The following is a 19,777-nucleotide window of genomic DNA, read 5'->3' as shown; positions in this document are numbered from 1 at the left end:
AGTAACACTTTTCGCCATAAAAAACCACTAACTTTATTTTTTCGTTCTCACCTGAAGTTACGCTGTCAGTGTAACCTAGGATTACTATTTACATCTAACAAATAAATACAATGGGAAACCGTCACGCATATCTGGAGAAACAGTACATCGGTCGTGATTACATCAGGATTTGTATAAGGCTGGTAATGGCGGCATTTTGTTTCGGTGCCTATGTCTATGAGCGTGACCGTGACAATACTCAAGATCTATTTTTAGTAGTTGGCTTTGGAATCATAGGAGTTTCAATCGCCTTGTTATTCTTAATTCAATATAAAACGGTAATAGACAGCAAAAAGATCATAATTGACGGACTTTGGTCGGCGAAGAAGGTAGTGATTGACCTGAATTCTATAGTTAAAGTACGTAAAGATACTTATAGTAACTATCTGTTCAATAATCCTGTCTACAATCTGCATAGGAAAGGCAGCATTAGATTTTATTCCTCAGGGAAAGATGCGGTTGTCCTAACAGACACAGATGGTTTTGAATATTACATTGGCACGCAACGACCAAATGAAATGTACCTAGTGATACGTTCTGAGATGAAAGCTACGTAATAATTGCAATACTTTAACACAAAGCTCATTTTAAGTACTGTACTTTGTAGGGTAAATCATAATAATGAAGATAGGTATTGTTTGTTACCCCACTTTTGGTGGTAGCGGAGTTGTTGCAACTGAGCTCGGAAAAGCACTTGCTGATGAAGGCCATCAGGTTCATTTTATCACTTATAGTCAGCCCGCCCGTCTCGACTTTTTTTCAGAAAATCTCTTCTATCATGAAGTTTCAGTAAGGGATTATCCTCTTTTTGATTATGCGCCTTATGAATCAGCATTAGCCAGCAAGCTGGTCGACGTTGTTAGATTTGAGCAATTGGATATATTGCATGTCCATTATGCAATACCTCATGCATCCGCCGCTTTCATGGCAAAACAAATACTGGAGACTTACGGTATACACATTCCTTTCGTTACCACTTTGCATGGTACAGATATCACTTTGGTAGGTAAAGACCCCACCTATAAACCAGTCGTTACATTTTCAATAAACAAATCTGACGGGGTAACTACAGTTTCAGAAAGCCTTAAAAATGACACTGAGAACCATTTTGAGATCACAAATGAGATCAAAGTGATTCCTAATTTTATTGATTTCAGCAGATTCAGTCTAAAACCTAAGGATCACTTTAAAAAAGCTATCGCACCAAACAACGAACGCATACTCATTCATACTTCTAACTTCAGGTCGGTTAAGCGAACTGCCGACGTTATCAGGATGTTTGAGAAGATACAGCATAAAATCCCTTCCAAGTTATTGATGGTGGGTGACGGACCAGAGCGCGCCTATGATGAGCAGCTATGCCGTAGCCTTGGCATTGGGGAACACGTGCGTTTTTTAGGCAAACAAGATGCTATTGAAGAGATTCTTTCGGTTTCTGACCTGTTCCTAATGCCTTCTGAATCAGAAAGTTTTGGGCTTGCAGCTTTGGAAGCAATGGCCTGTAAAGTGCCTGCAATTACCTCAAATGCAGGTGGGCTACCTGAACTTAACGTGGATGGATTTTGTGGGTTTATGAGCAACGTAGGTGATGTAGACGACATGGCTGAAAAAGCGATTCTAATCCTTCAGGATGACGAAGTTTTGAACAGGTTCAAGGAAAATGCATTTAGTAGGGCTAAGGATTTTGATCTGAAGAAAATCCTCCCTCAATACACTGATTTTTACAACCAAGTTATTGAAAAGCAAGGTAAGCTAGCGAAAGTGTAGTCTATAGAAAAACATACTGGAGCGATATGATTATCAAAGGTCATCCAAAGACCTTGTTACCTTACCTGAAGAGATTGAAAGTGCCAGTGTAATGAAAGGACTAAAAGCTTTAAAAAACGTTGTCTATATCAAGAATGCAATTAGCTAGTTGAGACAAAAATTGTCTTAAAATTCAAAGATGATGAAAAACTTAATGGCAAATAACAAGCTTGTAATGATGCAGTTACAGTAAAATAATGAATATCAAAAGAGGCCGGAACACAATTTTGGCCTCTTGACATGTTGATATCAACCTCCGTTACTTTTTCTTAGGCTGTTGAATCGGTGCAAATATTAAACTTACTGGGCTGCCAACGCTGATTCTTTTCTCTAAATCCGTTAGTGCACCAGTAATTCTATCTCGTTTGAAGATAACTATTTCATTACTATTTTGATTTGCTACGAGCAGGTATCTCCCACTGGGGGCTATTGCGAAGTTCCTAGGTCCTTTTCCCAAACTACTGTTTCTTGACGCAAAAGCTAACCTGCCTGTTGGCAGGATTGTAAATACGTTAATGGTGTTTGCATCGCCACGGTTGCTTTCATATAAAAATTTCCCATCTGCAGAGACATGTATATCTGCGGCATCAATTCTGCCTTTAAAATCCTCTTCTACCGAAGAAATTTCCTGAATCTTTTGAAAGTTTCCATTTTTATAAGAATAAGCAGTAATACTGCCATTGAATTCGTGAGCCAGATAAGCGAACTTACCATCAGAACTAAAGGTTAGATGCCTTGGCCCAGTCCCAGGCGTTGATCTTAAGACTGTTTTGACATTCAAAATATTCTCTTTTCCCGATGCGTTATAATTATAAATGTAAATAAGATCTTCTCCCAAATCTGTGCACACCAGATACTTTTTATCCGGTGTAAATTGCACCATGTGTGCGTGGGCGCTTGCTTGCCTGCCAGGGTCAATACTTTTACCGGTATGCTGTATTACCTGTTTGGGGTTCGTTAATGAACCATCTAATTTTTTTCCATATACTGCAATGCTCCCGCTACTGTAGTTTGCGATAATAACATTGGTGGCATCTGATGTGACATAGCAAGGATCTTTACCTTCACTACTCTTTTTATTCAGGAATAAAAGTTGGCCAGAGGCTGAGTCGAAGCTTAAGGCACTGACAGTGCTTGCCGCTCCCGATTCATTAACTGCGTAGAGGACTTTTTGGTCTGGGGAAAGATTAATATAACTAGGATTTTCAATTCCTTTCGCGATCGACTTAGCTTTAAATTCCCCGTTAAGGTAATTGAAATTATATACATAGATTCCCTCGCTCTTGCCGCTATTCGTGTAGGTTCCAATTAACAAGTTATAAGTCTGAGCATGCAGTTGAGTTCCCAAAAGCATAGTGGCAAGGAAAGTGAATCGTTTCATATTACTTTATTAGGTGTTTGATTTGAATGAGCTCATGCTCTTCCAAAAAGCGCCATTTTCCACGTGGAAGGTCTTTTTTGGTCAGGTTGCCGTATACAACGCGGTCCAGTTTTACAACTTCATAACCCAGGTGTTCAAATATTCTTCTAACAATCCTGTTTTTACCGCTGTGAATTTGGATGCCAATTTCTTTTTTGGTAGCGCCAGCAACATAGGAAATATTGTCTGGCTTGATCAATCCGTCTTCTAGCTCTAAACCAAACTGGATTTTGTTAAAATCACCCTGACTTAAGCTTTTGCTCAATTCAACATGATAAATTTTAGTTATTCCATTTTTTGGATGAGATAGTTTATCAGCAAGATCACCGTCATTGGTCATCAGAAGGAGACCTGTTGTATTTCTATCTAATCTTCCAACAGGATAGATACGCTCTTTACTGGCTTTTTCAACCAACTGCATTACTGTTCTACGCTCCTGAGGATCATCCGTGGTAGTGATGTAATCTTTCGGTTTGTTTAATATTACGTAAACACGCTTTTCACGTTTTAACAACTCCCCATTATAACGAATCTCATCTTTGTAAGGATCTACTTTCTGTCCTAGTTCAGAAACTACCTCACCATTAACAGATACAACTCCTGCAGCGATAAGTTCATCCGCTTTACGTCTGGAACAGATTCCTGAATTGGCAATGTATCTATTTAAACGGATTAGACCATCGTCTTTTGCAGGAGTATCTTTTCTATTGCGCATAGATGGAGTACTTTCTACTCTTTCTCCGCGATCCTTAAATGAAGGTTTTCCACCTTCGATATCTCTTTTTCTGAATGGTCTGCTGTCCGTACTTCTGGAAGTTGATTCTCTAGTATCGTCAAGCTTCCTGAACGGCTTATCAGCTGTTCTAAAGTTATCTTTCTTTATGTAACTGCGTTTTTCTCCCAGAGAAGTTTCTCTTGAACTACCTTCTTTAAATGCTCTTGGCTTGAAGTCTTTTCTTTCTCCTTCTCTCGGCTTGAAATCTCTTTTCTCGCCATCACGCGGCTTGAACTCTCTTCTCTCGCCATCACGTGGTTTGAACTCTCTTTTCTCGCCATCCCTTTGGTTAAACTCTTTACGTTCACCACTTCTTGGTTTGAAATCTCTATCGCTACTGTTTCTTGGTTTAAATTCGCCACCTGTACTTCTGGGTCTAAAGTTATCTTTTGAATCTTTATCGGCTCTTGGCTTGAAGTCTTTTCTGTCGCCTTCTCTTGGTTTATATTCTTTATTATCTCTTCCGTCTTTATCCTCAAACTTGCTTTTGCCCCTGTATGAACTCTCAGTTCCACTTGGTCTTCTGCCAGTTGTGCTTCGGTTTCCCGGTTTGGACTTGTCATCCCGACTGTTCCTACTATTGTCTTTTGTCATGATACGCTATTAACCGCATGAAATATGCGGCCACAAACTTAGGCAAAATTGCTCAATTCCACAATTTTAAGTGCTTTTGGGACTGTCAGGTTCGAGTTAAAATATTGTTATTTAGGGTGTTTGAAAGTAGTAGTTATTTCTTTACTTGCTTTACCTGTTATGTATTGACCGTCCTAGTTTTATTTCAGGGCCCAGACCTAAGCATTGTTTATTCAGAAGCCCCGAAATAAATTATTAATGACAGCTTGTCTTCTATAACCGGGACCCCGCATTATTTCGGGACCTCGGACCTGCCAGGGGTTTATTTCTCTTCGAGTTCCCAAAATAGATTACCAATGACGGTAATTTTCCAGTAGCTCAATATAGTTACTATCGAGCTAAAATACAGCCTAAAAAATCGATGTTTAAATGGCGTTAGACCTTGATTTTCAAAGCAATACTTGTAATCGCTTGATAATTAGATAAATATATATTACATTTGCAGCCGTTTAATATTGTTAACCAAAAAAAGGAGGAAAATGATAAAGAAACACGTAATACTATGTACGGTGATAATTGCATTACTGGTTATGGCAAAAGTGTTTGCTTACAACATGTCCCAAGCAACTGAAAGTCTTCCAAAAATGGAAGGTAAAGCAACAAAATATACAAAGACTACCACACCACCACAAAAAGTGATACCGCCATTATCTCAGATGGCTAAATTGAATTTTGCAGAAGAAACACTTCCGCTTGGCGACGCCAAAGTGGAACGGAAAATGAAGAAAGTTCTTGCTACCTTCAATCACCGTAAAATTCAAACCAATCGTTTACATGCGAAAGCTGCGGAATGGTTTCCAATTATTGAGCCTATTCTTGCTGCCTATGGAATTCCTGAAGACTTCAAATACGTTCCTCTTGTCGAATCTGGCTTGAAAGCCGGAGTTTCATCTAAAGGAGCAACTGGTTTCTGGCAGTTTATGCCTGGAACCGCTAGGGACTATGGTTTAAAAGTAAACTCAAAAATTGATGAACGTAAAAACTTACGCAAATCAACTATTGCTGCATGTAAATATATAAAGGAGCTCTATAGCATCTTCGACAGTTGGACTCTTGCTGCAGCGGCTTATAATGTTGGCGATAACCACATGAGAAAACAGATTGATCGCCAGAATCAAGACAATTATTTCAAGATGCGATTGAACTCTGAAACAGGAGGTTATGTTTATAAGTTGATTTCTATGAAGGAAATTGTAGAAGATCCTGAACGTTATGGTTTTGATCTGCCCAAGTCATTATTGGCTTACCACAAGCCATTTAGTACTACGAACGTAGAGTAACAACAGGTTTTTATTTTACTCCCCAATGGGAATGTTGAAATTAAGAATAGATGAAATGAAATACGGACCAGGGGATTCCTTGGTCCTTACTTTTGAAGTCATAAATGGAATCAAGCCTGCCTATCTTGCGGGGCAATTTATAACGCTGCAGTTCCAAGTCAATAGTCGCGAGCTTAGGCGGTCTTATTCCTTATGCAGCTCCCCTGTTTTAGATGAGCCGCTTTCTATAGCTATCAAGCGGGTCGAAAATGGAGAAATTTCTAGGTTTTTACACCACAAGATCGCAGTAGGAGATGTGGTAAATGCCCTTGAGCCCAATGGAATTTTCACATACAGTCCGGAGCGAGGCCTTAAAAGAACAGTATTTCTATTTGCCGCAGGTGTTGGTATTACACCCATATTTTCCATCATAAAAACAGCATTATCAAAGGAAAATAGTAGTAAAATTGTTCTTATTTACAGCAGCAGGTCTATTGCAGAAACGTTGTTTTATGCTGAGCTTAACGAGCTGGAAGAGCAATATTTTTTTCGTTTTAAGATTATCTTTGTCTCCAGTCATTCCAAAAACCTCTTGTACGCCAGACTAAATGTTTTCCTCATTGAAAAATTGGTCAATGAGTATATGGAGTTCGATTCTAAAGATGCCTTATTCTATACCTGTGGACCAATAGACTATATGGTTACCTGTCGCATAAAGCTTCTCGAACTTGGATTCGCAATCACTCAGATAAAAAGGGAAACTTTTGTGTTGCCCGAAGATGAAGCCGACGATGATGACATGACTGAGAAGGAAACGGGCGACACCAATACCTACACTGTTACCCTTAATAATAGGGGAGTTGTCAATCGAATCGCTGTTCCATATAATAGAACAATTCTTCAGGAAGCGTTGTTGAACAACATTGATATACCTTATAGTTGTCGTGCCGGTATTTGCAGTACCTGTACCGCAACATGTACTAGCGGAAATGTTAGAATGGATTATAACGAGGTGTTAGTGGAGGATGAGATTGCTGCCGGAAGGGTGCTGGTTTGCACAGGTCACCCAACTGAAAATGACACCACCATTGTGTGGTAGAAGACTTTAATAATTATCTTTGTAAATATGAGAAACACCACCGTTGACCTAGGTGAACAAAAAGATGTAGAAGTGTACGGTGCCCGGGTACATAATCTTAAAAATATAGATGTTTCTTTTCCCCGTAACAAGCTTGTAGTGATTACCGGATTGAGCGGCAGCGGAAAATCTTCTCTTGCTTTTGACACCATTTACGCAGAAGGCCAAAGGCGATATATGGAGACTTTTAGTGCCTATTCCAGACAGTTTATGGGAGGAATGGAGCGCCCTGATGTCGACAAGGTTTCCGGACTAAGTCCTGTAATTGCAATTGAACAAAAAACGACAAGCAAGAATCCTCGGTCTACTGTCGGTACAATCACTGAAATCTATGATTTTATGCGCTTGCTGTTCGCGCGTACAGCAGATGCTTTCTCTTACAATACAGGAGAAAAGATGGAGCGCATGAGCGAAGACCAGATTCTTGAAAATATTTTTAGAAAGTATAGCGACATTCCCGTAAATATTCTGGCTCCTGTTGTTAAAGGTCGAAAAGGACACTATCGTGAACTTTTCGAGCAAATTCGTAAACAAGGATATGTAAAAGTCAGAATAGACGGAGCTATTCAGGATATTACCGCTAAAATGCAGGTAGACCGCTACAAAATCCATGATATTGAGATCGTTGTAGACCGATTAATTATAGACCGCAAAGATGTAAGGCGTTTACAAGACTCGCTGCAATCAGCAATGAAGCTGGGTAAGGGAATCATTAAGATTAGCGATAAGGATAACAATGTGTCCCACTTTAGTAGATTTTTAATGTGCCCTACCACCGGTATTTCTTATGATGAGCCACAGCCGAATAGCTTCTCCTTTAATTCACCGTATGGTGCGTGTGAGAACTGTGATGGTCTTGGATATATTTTGGTGATTGATAAGGACTCCGTGATTCCCAACCCTAAGCTCAGTATTATAAACGGCGGATTAGCGCCATTAGGTGAATATAGGGATATCTGGATGTTTCAGGTACTGAAAGCATTGGCAAAGAAATATAGCTTCTCTCTATCTACTCCGATTGAAAAACTAAGTCAGGAACACCTAGAATTGATACTTAATGGAACACCAGAGCTTCTGAGTGTTGCAGTTGAATACAATAAATGGAATGTCCAGAATTATCAAATCTCCTTCGACGGGATTATCAAATTGCTCGAAGAGCAGCAGGAGAAAAAAGGCGAGGGTGCGGTGGATGATATGGAGGCTTTCAGAAAGCTGAAAACCTGTCCTGTGTGTAACGGTGCGAGATTGAAAAGGGAAAGTTTGCATTTTAAAATAGATGGTAAAAACATCTTTGAGCTTGCAGATATGGATATCAATTCTTTGAAAAACTGGTATGGAGGAATAGAAGATCGTTTGAATGAACGACAAAATACGATTGCAAAAGAGGTATTAAAGGAGATTAGAACGCGGTTAGACTTTCTTACTGATGTGGGATTGAATTATTTGTCACTGGATAGAACAGCACGAACCTTATCCGGAGGTGAGGCTCAAAGAATCCGTTTGGCAACTCAAATCGGATCGCAATTGATGAATGTGATGTACATTTTGGATGAACCAAGCATCGGTTTGCATCAACGCGACAATGAACGTTTAATTGGTGCGCTAAAGAATTTAAGAGACCTTGGAAATACCGTCCTGGTTGTTGAGCATGATAAAGAAATGATTCTGGAAGCAGATTACGTAATAGACGTTGGTCCGGCGGCTGGTGTGCATGGCGGACAAATTGTGGCTCAGGGCACGCCGGCTGATGTCCTTGCATCTAATACCCTAACTGCTGCCTATCTAAATGGTAAGAAGGAGATAGCTGTACCTAAAAAAAGAAGAAAAGGGAATGGACATAAGCTTTCTATAATAAAGGCAAGCGGGCATAATTTAAAGGATGTTTCTGTTGATTTCCCCTTAGGTAAATTCATTGCGGTAACGGGGGTTTCAGGCAGTGGGAAATCCAGCTTAATTACAGAGACCTTGTATCCTATCTTGAACCATCACTTTTTTAGAGCTAAAAAGCATCCTTTGCCTTATGAAAAGGTAAATGGGTTGAAGGAAATTGACAAAGTAATCGAGATTGACCAAGCGCCAATAGGCCGTACGCCGAGATCTAATCCTTCAACTTATACAGGTGTGTTCTCTGATATCAGAAATCTCTACGTACAACTGCCTGAAGCAAAAATAAGAGGTTATAAGCCTGGCCGTTTCTCGTTCAATGTAAAAGGTGGACGGTGTGAAACTTGTCAGGGTGGTGGAATGAAGGTTATTGAGATGAACTTTCTTCCCGATGTTCAGGTTCCTTGCGAGGAATGTGGCGGAAAGCGATACAACAGAGAAACGTTGGAAGTAAGATACCGAAGCAAATCAATTAGTGATGTGCTCGATATGAGCATCGAGGAAGCCGTTTACTTCTTTGAAAACATGCCTTCGATATATCGGAAGATAAAAACCTTGAAGGACGTTGGTCTTGGGTACATTACTCTAGGCCAATCCTCAACAACGTTATCTGGTGGAGAAGCGCAGCGGGTGAAATTGGCGACAGAGCTATCTAAAAAAGATACCGGGAGGACATTCTACATTCTCGATGAGCCCACTACTGGTTTGCATTTTGAAGACATTAATGTGCTTTTGGGTGTACTAAACGAGTTGGTAGAAAAAGGAAATACTGTTCTGGTGATCGAACATAACCTTGACGTGGTGAAAGTTGCTGACTGGGTTATTGATCTAGGTGAAGAAGGTGGCGCGGGGGGTGGAAGGATTATTTTTGAAGGTACCCCTGAGGGCCTTATTCAGAATCCAATAAGTTTAACTGGTAAGTTTTTAAAGAAGGAAATGAATTTATAACCACAAAATATGGCAATTTATTTAAGCGATTATTTACCCGATACGGATGACGATAGTTTGCGACAAATTGTTGCCAGGGGAATAGATAAAGGAGGAAAAAGGCCCCAACCTTTTCAATTGATTGAAAGTGATGATATTAGTCGCCTTTTCAAGCCTAGACAGCCTTTTAGTCACAAGGGTACCTATGGTCATGCTTTGATTATCGCAGGTGCAGAGGAGACGATGGGAGCTGCCTTGATTTCGGCAAAAGCATGTTTGCATGCAGGCGCCGGTCTAACATCTTTAAGTATACCTTCCTCAGGTTTAACAGCTTTGAATACCGCAATGCCCGAGGTAATGTTTCTTGATCGTAAAAGTCTACAGAAAATTGCCGGAAATGATTTTAAAAAATATCAGGCTATTGCTATTGGTCCGGGATTAGGGAAAGATCAGAAGCAGCTCCTCAATCATATTTTAGGTGTAGGAATGTCAATAGTTATAGATGCAGATGCCCTAAATATACTTGCTGAAGATCCTAAACTCCTGAACAAGCTTCCAAAGAATTCTATTTTGACTCCACACATGAAGGAGTTCGACACTCTTTTCGGAACGCACAAAACTTGGTGGGGTAGGTTGCAAACTGCCATTTCAAAGGCAAAAGAATATGAAATTGTAATTGTATTAAAGAATGAACGGACTTTCATCATTGGTCAGAATGGTACTGTATCAATCAATCCAACAGGTAATCCAACGATGGCTCAGGGGGGAATGGGCGATGCGTTAACAGGAATAATCACGGCATTTATCGCACAAGGATTTAATGAAAAAACTGCAGCAATTCTAGGTGTTTATTTCCACGGAAAGTCTGGGGATGATTTATCTGCTGACCACAATTCATTGACTGCTTCAGAGGTGATTTTACAATTGTCTAAAACAATTAAACACCACCCATAGCCATCATCTTCTCCATTGTTGGGGTTGGACTACCACCACGTCGTTCAAGAGTTACTGCAAAAGCCTGAGCTTCACCAATCTCTTTCATGTTCACAAGAATGTGAGCAGTATCGGGATTCACATCGAATACACCCAAATCAACTGGTTTTCCATCCACCAGTGCCCATAACTGATATTGGTGCGTTTTGTCATTTGCCGGCAAGACCATTTTAGTAGTGTTTATCATCACATGTTTACCTGCAGGATGCCAATACACAACCATGTTGTCATTTGGATTTTTTTGGCCAGCTAGCTTGATTTTCTTCCAATCGGGACTATCAGACATCGCTACAAGCTTATTAAGATCGGAGTTATTTGACTTCATGTAGTTCACTGTACTGGTAAACTTCTCTCTGTCCAAACTTAGACTAGCAATTTGATCTCTCGCATTTCCTAAATCCGAATGCGCAGAATACAGTGCAGCTACGCTAACGACTAATAATGCGATGCACGCTACCAGAGCAAGTCGTAAACCGCGTATTTTAGACTGATAATTGATTTTTACTTCCGCGGCGTTTAATGGGATGACTTTCGCTTCTGGATGAGAAGCCGTAGCTATTAGCCCAATGCGTTCGAATATTCTGTTTTCTAAACCTACAGTAGGTTTCACAGCGTTCTGCATCGCATATTTCTCCAGGGCAATTTCTATAGCCACTATCTCCTGCCTAATTTCAGGACATGAAGAAGCCATAGCCTGAACCTCTTTTTGTTCCTGGGCGGTTAGTTGCCCAAGAACAAAAAGCTCAAGTATGCCGGATTCTATATATGCTTTTCCTTCTTCCACTCTAATTAAAATTCTTTCTTAATTCCAAAATACCCATTCTAATCCGGGTTTTGACCGTGCCTAATGGTAAGTTTAACTCTTCCGCCGCTTCAACATGTGTATATCCTTTAAAATATACTAGATCCAACACAATTTTAAATTCTGGTTTAAGCGATGTGACAAGATCCCTAACACCGAGAACATCTTCATTGAAAGTGACTTCTTTCTGCGCGTCTATAAAATCTACGTTATTTTCAATGTCTTGGTTTTTATTGGAATTCTTAAAATCTTTCGAACGGACTTTATCTATTGACAAGTTACGCGCAATGTTCATCATCCAGGTAAATAAACGACCTTTTGAGTTATCGTAGCTTCCTGCCGAGTTCCATATTTTAATGAAAGTTTCCTGTAGTAAATCCTCAGCAACCTCAGTATGCTGTATTACCCTTGAGATCACTCCGAGAAGTGCGCCAGAGTACATATCGTATAACGCCTGGATAGCCAATGTGTCCTGACTTTTCAGCTTGCTTACGAGTTCTTCCTCGGAGAGTGATATTTTTTTAGTTGCTTCCAATGAATCGCTAATATACAGAAAGTACAACAGGATCAAAATGTAATTTGTTTTTTATGCACCTGTAAGGACAGTGCACCTAGATCAAACTTAGAAGTCAAATAAATGCTTTTCGGCGTGATAAGAAGAACGAACTAATGGTCCGCTTTCTACGTATTTTAGACCCCTGGCTAAACCTATTTCTTTGTATTTAGCAAATTGATCAGGATGAATCCAATCTACAACAGGATGGTGATTACGGGTTGGCTGCAGGTATTGACCCAATGTTAAGATATGAACGCCATTGGCTAAAAGATCATCTATTGCCTCCAAAACATCGTCTTCAGTTTCGCCCAGGCCGAGCATAATCCCAGTTTTGGTTCTCAGTCCAAACTCCGAAATCCTTTTTAAGGCTTCCAAACTTCTTTCATATTTAGCTTGAATGCGCACTTGTTTCGTCAAGCGTCTTACGGTTTCAACATTGTGAGACATCACCTCCGGGCGTTCTTCTAATACTCGGTAGAGATTGTCCCACATCCCTCTAAAATCAGGAATTAAGGTTTCTAATGTGGTTTCCGGACTTTCTCTTCTGATTGCCTGCAATGTTTTTGCCCAAATGATGGAACCTCCGTCTTTAAGGTCATCCCTATCTACAGAAGTGATCACACAGTGCTTCACCTGCATCAGTTTTACCGAATTCGCAACACGGTTTGGTTCATCAGTATCAACAGCTAATGGTCTACCGGTAGCGACCGCACAAAAAGAACAGGAGCGAGTGCAAATGTTTCCAAGAATCATGAAGGTCGCAGTACCAGCACCCCAGCATTCGCCCATATTCGGACAATTGCCACTTTCACAAATGGTATGTAGCTTGTGCGTATCGACCAGGCTTCTTACCTGTGCATATTCTTTACCAACCGGAAGTTTAACTCTAAGCCAATCTGGTTTGCGTTGTACTGGGTTTTCTGAAACAACCGGAAGTGCGATCATGATACAAAGTTAAGCAATAGCTTTCAATTGGAAGAATAACGTAATGTTAGCGCTGTGTAATCTTGACTTTTTTTAAAATTTAGCGAAATAAACGAGTTTAACATTTGATACCCCTTATTTTAGCATTAAAGACTTTCACTGCAGGTACTTTTACAAATATTATTAATCGATAGAAACATGAAGAAGATCTTTCTAGGCGGCAATGTCGTGGCATTCGTTTTTTTAGCAATGGGTTTATATGCTTGTAAAAATACAGTCTCAAATGAAGAGCGGCCTATTACAGAACTCTTGCCCATTGAAGTTGTTCCTGCAAAGTCCAGTATCAATGCAACACTAGTAACTCCTAATGCAAGTGTCGAAGCCAACAAAGTTTATAATTTCTTACGAGATAACTATGGGAAAAAGATGCTCTCAGGCGTTATGACATTAAACAGTTTCGATGAAACTTCCTGGCTTAAAGAAAATACAGGTAAAGAACCTGCTATTATTGGCCTTGATTTCATGCACAGTGGAAGGGGATACAACTGGTATGACGACGAAGCCCCTATAAAGGATGCAAAAGTTTATTGGTCAAGGAATGGAATACCTGTTTTCGTGTGGCATTGGCGTGATCCTTCCAGATTAACAGAAGAGTTTTACTCCAATAAAACGAATTTTGACGTGTCTAAGATCACAGATCCCTCATCTTCTGAATACAAGGCAATGATATCCGATATTGATTATGTGAGCGGCATGCTCAAAAAGTTACAGGCAGATCATGTGCCTATTATTTGGAGGCCCCTTCATGAAGCTGCTGGTAAATGGTTTTGGTGGGGTTCAAAAGGACCGGCAGCGTGTAAAATGCTTTATCAGGTCATGTATGATCGAATGGTTAACTATCATAAGTTAAATAACCTGATATGGGTTTGGACGCGCGAGCCTAAAGATGATGTATGGTATCCTGGGGATGATGTGGTAGATATCGTGGGTAGAGATCATTATAATCAAGGAGACCATAGTTCTAGAATTAGTGAATTTAATACATTAGCAACTTTGTATGGGAATAAGAAGATGATTACCCTTAGCGAGTGTGGTTCCATGCCCGATGTAGATGATGTGGTAAAGGATGCTGCGGGCTGGTCATGGTTTATGCCCTGGTATGGAGACTTTACCAGAAATAGTACCCAAAATTCACTTGGTATTTGGAAGAAAGCTTTTGCAAGTAATTATGTAATCACACTAGACGAAATGCCGTCTTTAAAAAATTAGAGATGAAAATGAAACACTTATATATCGTAGTAGGCTTATTATGTGGCAATTCAGTTTTTGCGCAAATGATGGCGCCTATAGACCAGAAAGCAACAAAAGAAACGAAAGCCCTGTTTGAAAACCTATTTCGTCTTTCTGACAAACACACGTTATTTGGGCACCAACATGCTACAGAATATGGACATGGATGGTCTGGAGATGACAACCGGTCAGATGTGAAGTCTGTAGTAGGTAGCCACCCTGCTGTAATTGGGGTAGATTTCTCAGGATTATCCGGCAGACCAGACGCTTATATTAAAACCACGAAAGAAAGGTTGGTCAAACTCATTACTGATACTTACAATAGGGGGGGAGTTACCACTGTAGCATGGCACTTTTCAAACCCGGTATCTGCCGGCGACTTCTACTGGAAAGATTCGGTATCTTTGCCAGCAGTAAAGTATATTATCCCGGGAGGAGAAGCACACGCTAAATACCTGAAGATACTTGATGGCATTGCAGATGTGGCGAAAAACATAAAAGGTAAAAATGGTGAGCTCATCCCTGTTATTTTCCGACCCTATCATGAGTTTGATGGAGATTGGTTTTGGTGGGGGAAATCGCATTGTACGCCTGACGAATTTAAAGCGTTATGGAAGTCGACAGTAAGCTACTTAAGAGACAGCGCCGGCGTGCACAACTTTATATATGCGTTCTCTCCTGATAATACGTTTACAACTGAACAACAGTATCTGGAAAGGTATCCAGGGAATGAATGGGTAGATATGGTGGGAATGGATAATTACGGAGATATGGGTAGATACGATAAATACAACGTAGATTTTGCAATTCGAAAACTCAGAGTGGTATCTACGTTTGCTTTAAAAAATGCAAAATTAGCAGCGTTTACAGAAACAGGATTAGAATCTTTACCCAATCCGAATTGGTGGAACGATGTCTTGTTAAAAGTGATGAAAAGTAAAGGAATAAGAATGTCCTATGTATTGGTTTGGAGAAATGACTCCAGCAGTCCTACTCATTTTTACGCACCATATCCCGGGCACCCTAACATAGCAGACTTCAAAAAGTTCTATAATGACCCTTATACCCTCTTTGAAAAAGACTTGATGAACATTTATAAATAGTTGAGATCTTGAGTTAATGTATAAAAGCATAAAATCGTCGGTTTGTATCGCATTGCTCATCTTTTTTAATAACGATATAAAAGCGCAATACGATCAATATCAGTTTTCTCATCTTAACATTGATAACGGGTTGCCCCATAACGATGTTAACTGCTTTTATAAGGATAACAAAGGATTTCTTTGGTTAGGAACCATGGCTGGGCTCGCCCGCTTTGACGGTTACAGTTTTAAGGTATATAAACACAGGGGGAAGAATAGCTCGACAATAAGCGACAGTGATGTCCGAACGATCAATGAAGGCCCAAATCAGAAGTTGTGGATAGAAACAAGGGCAGGGCTGGATATCTATGATCCCGAAACCGAACAATTCGACCATAATATTAAGCCTGAGCTGGAAAAGTACGGAATTCCGGACAGCAATGTTCGTATGGTTAGAAAGGGACATGATGGGGTTTTTTGGTTTGTATCCACAGTTACCGGGCTATATAAATATGATTCAAAAACACAAAAGAGCGCACATGTTTCTCATCACCTGCGCGTTGAAAATACAGTAGGTGTAAGTCCGGTTATCGATCTTGCGGAGGACAAAAATGGCAATGCTTGGATTATTCATGCTGATGGCCTGTTGGAAATGCTTTCTAAGACAACCCGGCGTGTAGAACAGCGGATCAGTCTGGCAAATAAATTTTATAATCCTGAAAGTGATACTTATAAAATCTTCGTCGACCGTCAGGGATTGGTATGGGTTTATGATATTTCAACCTCTACCGGAGTAACTTCATTTGATCCTGGCACAAAAGTTCTCAGAAAAATTAGCAAAGCTTCCGCCTACCTGAAGTTAAATTCTGATATCGTTACCGGAGTAGTGCAGGACAAAGATGATAACATATGGATCGGGACAGACCATGGCGGCATTAATGTTATTAATAAAAGGATTTCTGCGATCAAATATGTCCTAAACAATGAAAACGACAGCAAGAGTCTTAGTCAAAATAGTATTTCGAGTATTTATTATGATGACCAGGGTATCGTATGGATCGGCACATTCAGAAAGGGTATTAACTTTTACCATCCCGGGATCATCAAGTTTAATCTTATAAAACACTCTTCTGATCCAGGCAGCCTGATCTACAGTGATGTAAATAGAATGGTTGAGGATAAGGCAGGTAATATCTGGATTGGCACCAATGGAAAGGGGCTAGTCTATTATAAAAGATCTTCGGGGAAGTTTATTTCCTATCGCCATGATTTAAGAAATCCTAAGAGCCTTTCCCATGATGCGATTGTTGCGATCTATATCGACCAGTTTGAAAAAATATGGGTGGGAACCTATACCGGGGGATTTGATATTTTCGAAAAGGGGGTTTTTAAACATTATAAGCGGATCCCCAATGATCTGGAAAGTTTAAGTGACAATAAGGTGTCCGACTTCCTGGAGGATTCGTCAAACAGATTCTGGATTGCCACAATGGGCGGAGGATTGAACCTTTTTAATAGACAGACAGGGAAGTTTAAGCGATTCAGGCAGCAAAATGGTAAGGTAAGCTCAGACTATGTGTTTAAAGTGCTGGAAGATTCTCAGCAAAATATTTGGATAGGTACGTCTTATGGAATGAATGTTTTGATGAATGGCAGCGATCGCTTTGTAAAGATAGTCAACAACCCAAACAATGATAATAGTTTAGTAAATGACAACATAAATAGTTTTATCATTGATAGAAGTGGTAAGCTTTGGATAGGCACCAGAGATGGACTTAGCATTTATAGTCCCAAAGCTAACCGCTTCTATAATTATACAACTGAGGAAGGTCTCGCTGACAATAATGTCATGGACATTCAACAAGACGATAGCGGAAACTTCTGGGTGAGCACTTCCAACGGTCTGTCAAAAATTACTGTTGACGAGAAAAAAGGTTTCAAAGTTAAGTTCGAGAATTTCGACGAAAATGATGGTTTGCAAGGAAAAGAATTTAATAGGATCGCTTCTGTTAAGCTCAAAACTGGCGAACTGGCATTCGGTGGGCCCGATGGGATTAATATCTTTCAACCAGCAAACATAAAGCCTTATCATCAGACTTCCAGACTTTTTATTACCGATTTTCAATTGTTTAATAAAACTGTCACTGTTAACACGGGCGTTGACGGTCGTACCATTCTCAAGCGTTCTATCTTTAACACGAAAGAAATTACCCTCAGCCATGATCAGAATGTCTTCTCCATAGAATTTGCCTCGGTAAATTATGTAGGTCCGCATAAGGTAAAACTGGAATACATGTTGGATGGATTTGATCAGACCTGGATAGCTACAGATAATACATCTAGAAAAGCCACCTATACAAACCTTGATCCAGGGAATTATACTTTTAAAGTTCGTACAATAAGCACTGATGAGGTATCAGATATTGAACCTGTGGTTCTTAAGATCAAAATCCTAAATCCATGGTATAATTCAACTTTAGCTAAAATACTCTCCGTGCTGCTGGTAGCAGCTGCGCTGTATTACTTGCGCCACCGAGGCATCCGGAAACTTAAAGCACAGTTCGCTACGGAACAGGATAAAAAAGAAACAAAGCGGATTATTAATAGCGAACGCCTGGAGGCTGTAAGAATTAGAGAAATGGATGCAATGAAGATTAAATTTCTTACGAACGTTAGTCATGAATTCAGAACTCCTTTGTCGCTTATCCTGGCACCAATTGATAAGTTGAGGAAGGCTTTAGATGACGATCAACTCAAAGAACAAGTCTCCATGATTCAGAAGAATGCTAAAAGACTGCTTAATCTCGTAAACCAATTGCTTGATTTTAGGAAGATGGAGCTTAAGGAAATAAAGTTGCAGAAACAGCCAGGTGATCTTATTTTGTTTGTGAAAGAAATCACCTATTCCTTCAAGGACATAGCGGAGCAAAAAAACATACAGCTTACTTTCAACACCACCTATGAAACATTGAAGCTAAACTTTGACCAAGATAAGATTGAAAGAATCCTATTTAATCTGCTTTCTAACAGCTTCAAATTCACATTTAGTAATGGTAAAGTCAATGTTTCTATGGACTGCATTATGATGGATCAGTACATGGTAGAGATCAGAGTAAGGGATTCTGGAATAGGAATAGCTAAAGAAAAACAGGAAAAAATATTCGACAGCTTTTTCCAAAATGAAATCCCGGATGCAATTATCAACCAGGGAAGTGGCATAGGATTAGCCATTACGAAAGAATTCGTCAAGCTACACGGTGGGGAAATTTTCCTGGAAAGTGCCGAAGACGAGGGCAGTTGTTTTATTATTCTTATTCCCTTTGACGAGCTGAGAGAACAGCGCTTTGCAACCGATAATTTCGTTGATGCCTTAATAGCAGATGAGAGTCCTGAACGAAGAGATCTTGTTCGACCTTCTTTGTCGAAGAAAACTACAGTGCTGTTGGTTGAAGATGATACAGATCTACGTTTTTACCTGAAGGATAACCTGAAAGAAGACTTCAACGTTATAGAGGCAGTCAATGGAAAGGACGGCTGGCAGAAAGCACTGTTTCACCATCCCAACATTATCGTCAGCGACATATCCATGCCTCAAATGACTGGTATTGAACTTTGTAAAAAAATCAGATTAGATTCCAGGACCACTCAGATTCCTGTGATACTTTTGACTGCACTTATTGGCGAAGAGCAAGAACTTACGGGTCTTGAAACCGGGGCGAATGATTACATGACAAAGCCTTTCAGCTTTGAGATCCTTCATTCAAAAATTAGAAATATCCTTGCTCAACAAGAGTCATTCAGAAGAGTCTATCAAAAACAGGTTGAAGTTCGGCCTGCGAAAGTCGAATCTGAGAGTCCGGATGACGACTTTCTTCAGCAAGTGCTACAAGAAATTGAAAGGAACATTTCAAACAGCAATTTCTCGGTAGATATCCTGAGCGGTTTAATGCTTGTGAGCAGGGTTACACTTTACAAACGCATCGTGGCGCTTACTGGTAAAACTCCTTTAGAATTTATCAAGTCATACCGTTTAAAGAGAGCTACTCAGCTCCTTGAACAAGGAAAGCTCACCGTTTCTCAGGTTTGCTATAAAGTTGGCTTCAAAACTACCAAGAACTTTGTGAAGTCGTTCAAGGATGAATTTGATGTTTTGCCTTCCAAATATACAAAAGCAGAAATGTAACCGTCTTTTAATAACGTTTCAAGGGGGTTAACATTTGAGTCCCCCTTTTTTAGCAATCGAGATTCC

The 19,777-nt window shown here is 40.0% G+C and carries 14 protein-coding genes; 9 read left to right on the top strand and 5 right to left on the bottom strand.

Annotated features, from left to right (window positions below):
• The first annotated feature begins 110 nt into the window (after window positions 1–110).
• On the top strand, window positions 111–596 hold the full coding sequence (locus tag ACHFIZ_RS08890) for a hypothetical protein (RefSeq protein WP_410884939.1): 486 nt from the start codon (window positions 111–113) through the stop codon (window positions 594–596).
• Between the two features lie 64 nt (window positions 597–660).
• On the top strand, window positions 661–1,806 hold the full coding sequence (bshA, locus tag ACHFIZ_RS08885; protein ID WP_410884937.1) for an N-acetyl-alpha-D-glucosaminyl L-malate synthase BshA: 1,146 nt from the start codon (window positions 661–663) through the stop codon (window positions 1,804–1,806).
• Window positions 1,807–2,104: 298 nt separating this feature from the next.
• On the opposite strand, the gene ACHFIZ_RS08880 is transcribed toward bshA, so the two are convergent.
• Window positions 2,105–3,226, bottom strand: a complete 1,122-nt coding sequence (locus ACHFIZ_RS08880) for a lactonase family protein (RefSeq protein ID WP_410884935.1) — start codon at window positions 3,224–3,226, stop codon at window positions 2,105–2,107.
• 1 nt (window position 3,227) lies between these two features.
• Entirely contained in the window at window positions 3,228–4,634 is a 1,407-nt protein-coding gene (locus ACHFIZ_RS08875) for a pseudouridine synthase (RefSeq protein WP_410884933.1), read from the bottom strand.
• A 518-nt stretch (window positions 4,635–5,152) separates the two neighbouring features.
• Between ACHFIZ_RS08875 and ACHFIZ_RS08870 the strand changes: the two genes are divergently transcribed.
• The 4 genes from ACHFIZ_RS08870 to ACHFIZ_RS08855 are packed head-to-tail and all read left to right on the top strand — an operon-like array spanning window position 5,153 to window position 10,835.
• Window positions 5,153–5,953 (top strand): lytic transglycosylase domain-containing protein, encoded by an 801-nt coding sequence (locus ACHFIZ_RS08870; protein ID WP_410884931.1) that lies wholly within the window; start codon window positions 5,153–5,155, stop codon window positions 5,951–5,953.
• A gap of 55 nt (window positions 5,954–6,008) precedes the next feature.
• On the top strand, window positions 6,009–7,031 hold the full coding sequence (locus ACHFIZ_RS08865; protein WP_410884929.1) for a 2Fe-2S iron-sulfur cluster-binding protein: 1,023 nt from the start codon (window positions 6,009–6,011) through the stop codon (window positions 7,029–7,031).
• 27 nt (window positions 7,032–7,058) lie between these two features.
• Window positions 7,059–9,902, top strand: coding sequence for an excinuclease ABC subunit UvrA (gene uvrA, locus ACHFIZ_RS08860; protein WP_410884927.1), 2,844 nt, complete (start codon window positions 7,059–7,061; stop codon window positions 9,900–9,902).
• A 9-nt stretch (window positions 9,903–9,911) separates the two neighbouring features.
• A complete protein-coding gene (locus ACHFIZ_RS08855) occupies window positions 9,912–10,835 on the top strand; it encodes an NAD(P)H-hydrate dehydratase (RefSeq protein WP_410884925.1) in 924 nt (307 codons plus the stop codon).
• On the opposite strand, the gene ACHFIZ_RS08850 is transcribed toward ACHFIZ_RS08855, so the two are convergent.
• The 3 genes from ACHFIZ_RS08850 to lipA form a co-directional block, all read right to left on the bottom strand.
• Complete coding sequence (locus ACHFIZ_RS08850; RefSeq protein WP_410884923.1) at window positions 10,819–11,658, bottom strand: anti-sigma factor domain-containing protein; 840 nt, start codon at window positions 11,656–11,658, stop codon at window positions 10,819–10,821. The genes ACHFIZ_RS08855 and ACHFIZ_RS08850 overlap by 17 nt on opposite strands.
• Window position 11,659: 1 nt before the next feature.
• On the bottom strand, window positions 11,660–12,211 hold the full coding sequence (locus ACHFIZ_RS08845; RefSeq protein WP_410884921.1) for an RNA polymerase sigma factor: 552 nt from the start codon (window positions 12,209–12,211) through the stop codon (window positions 11,660–11,662).
• Window positions 12,212–12,298: 87 nt separating this feature from the next.
• Window positions 12,299–13,177: a lipoyl synthase gene (gene lipA, locus ACHFIZ_RS08840; RefSeq protein WP_410884919.1), complete on the bottom strand. Its 879-nt coding sequence runs from the start codon at window positions 13,175–13,177 to the stop codon at window positions 12,299–12,301.
• Window positions 13,178–13,354: 177 nt separating this feature from the next.
• Here lipA and ACHFIZ_RS08835 point away from each other — a divergent pair, with 177 nt between their 5' ends.
• From ACHFIZ_RS08835 to ACHFIZ_RS08825, 3 genes are read left to right on the top strand one after another with little or no spacing between them, the layout of a single operon-like run.
• Window positions 13,355–14,425, top strand: a complete 1,071-nt coding sequence (locus ACHFIZ_RS08835) for a glycosyl hydrolase (protein WP_410884917.1) — start codon at window positions 13,355–13,357, stop codon at window positions 14,423–14,425.
• Between the two features lie 8 nt (window positions 14,426–14,433).
• Window positions 14,434–15,549: a glycoside hydrolase family 26 protein gene (locus ACHFIZ_RS08830; protein ID WP_410884915.1), complete on the top strand. Its 1,116-nt coding sequence runs from the start codon at window positions 14,434–14,436 to the stop codon at window positions 15,547–15,549.
• Window positions 15,550–15,565: 16 nt separating this feature from the next.
• Complete coding sequence (locus ACHFIZ_RS08825) at window positions 15,566–19,711, top strand: two-component regulator propeller domain-containing protein (protein ID WP_410884913.1); 4,146 nt, start codon at window positions 15,566–15,568, stop codon at window positions 19,709–19,711.
• Window positions 19,712–19,777 lie beyond the last annotated feature (66 nt).

The sequence above is a fragment of the Pedobacter sp. JCM 36344 genome (genome assembly GCF_046546555.1).
Taxonomy (GTDB): Bacteria; Bacteroidota; Bacteroidia; order Sphingobacteriales; family Sphingobacteriaceae; genus Pedobacter.
The sequence above is the reverse complement of the archived record's forward strand: the minus strand, read 5'-3'. Positions and strand labels throughout refer to the sequence as shown.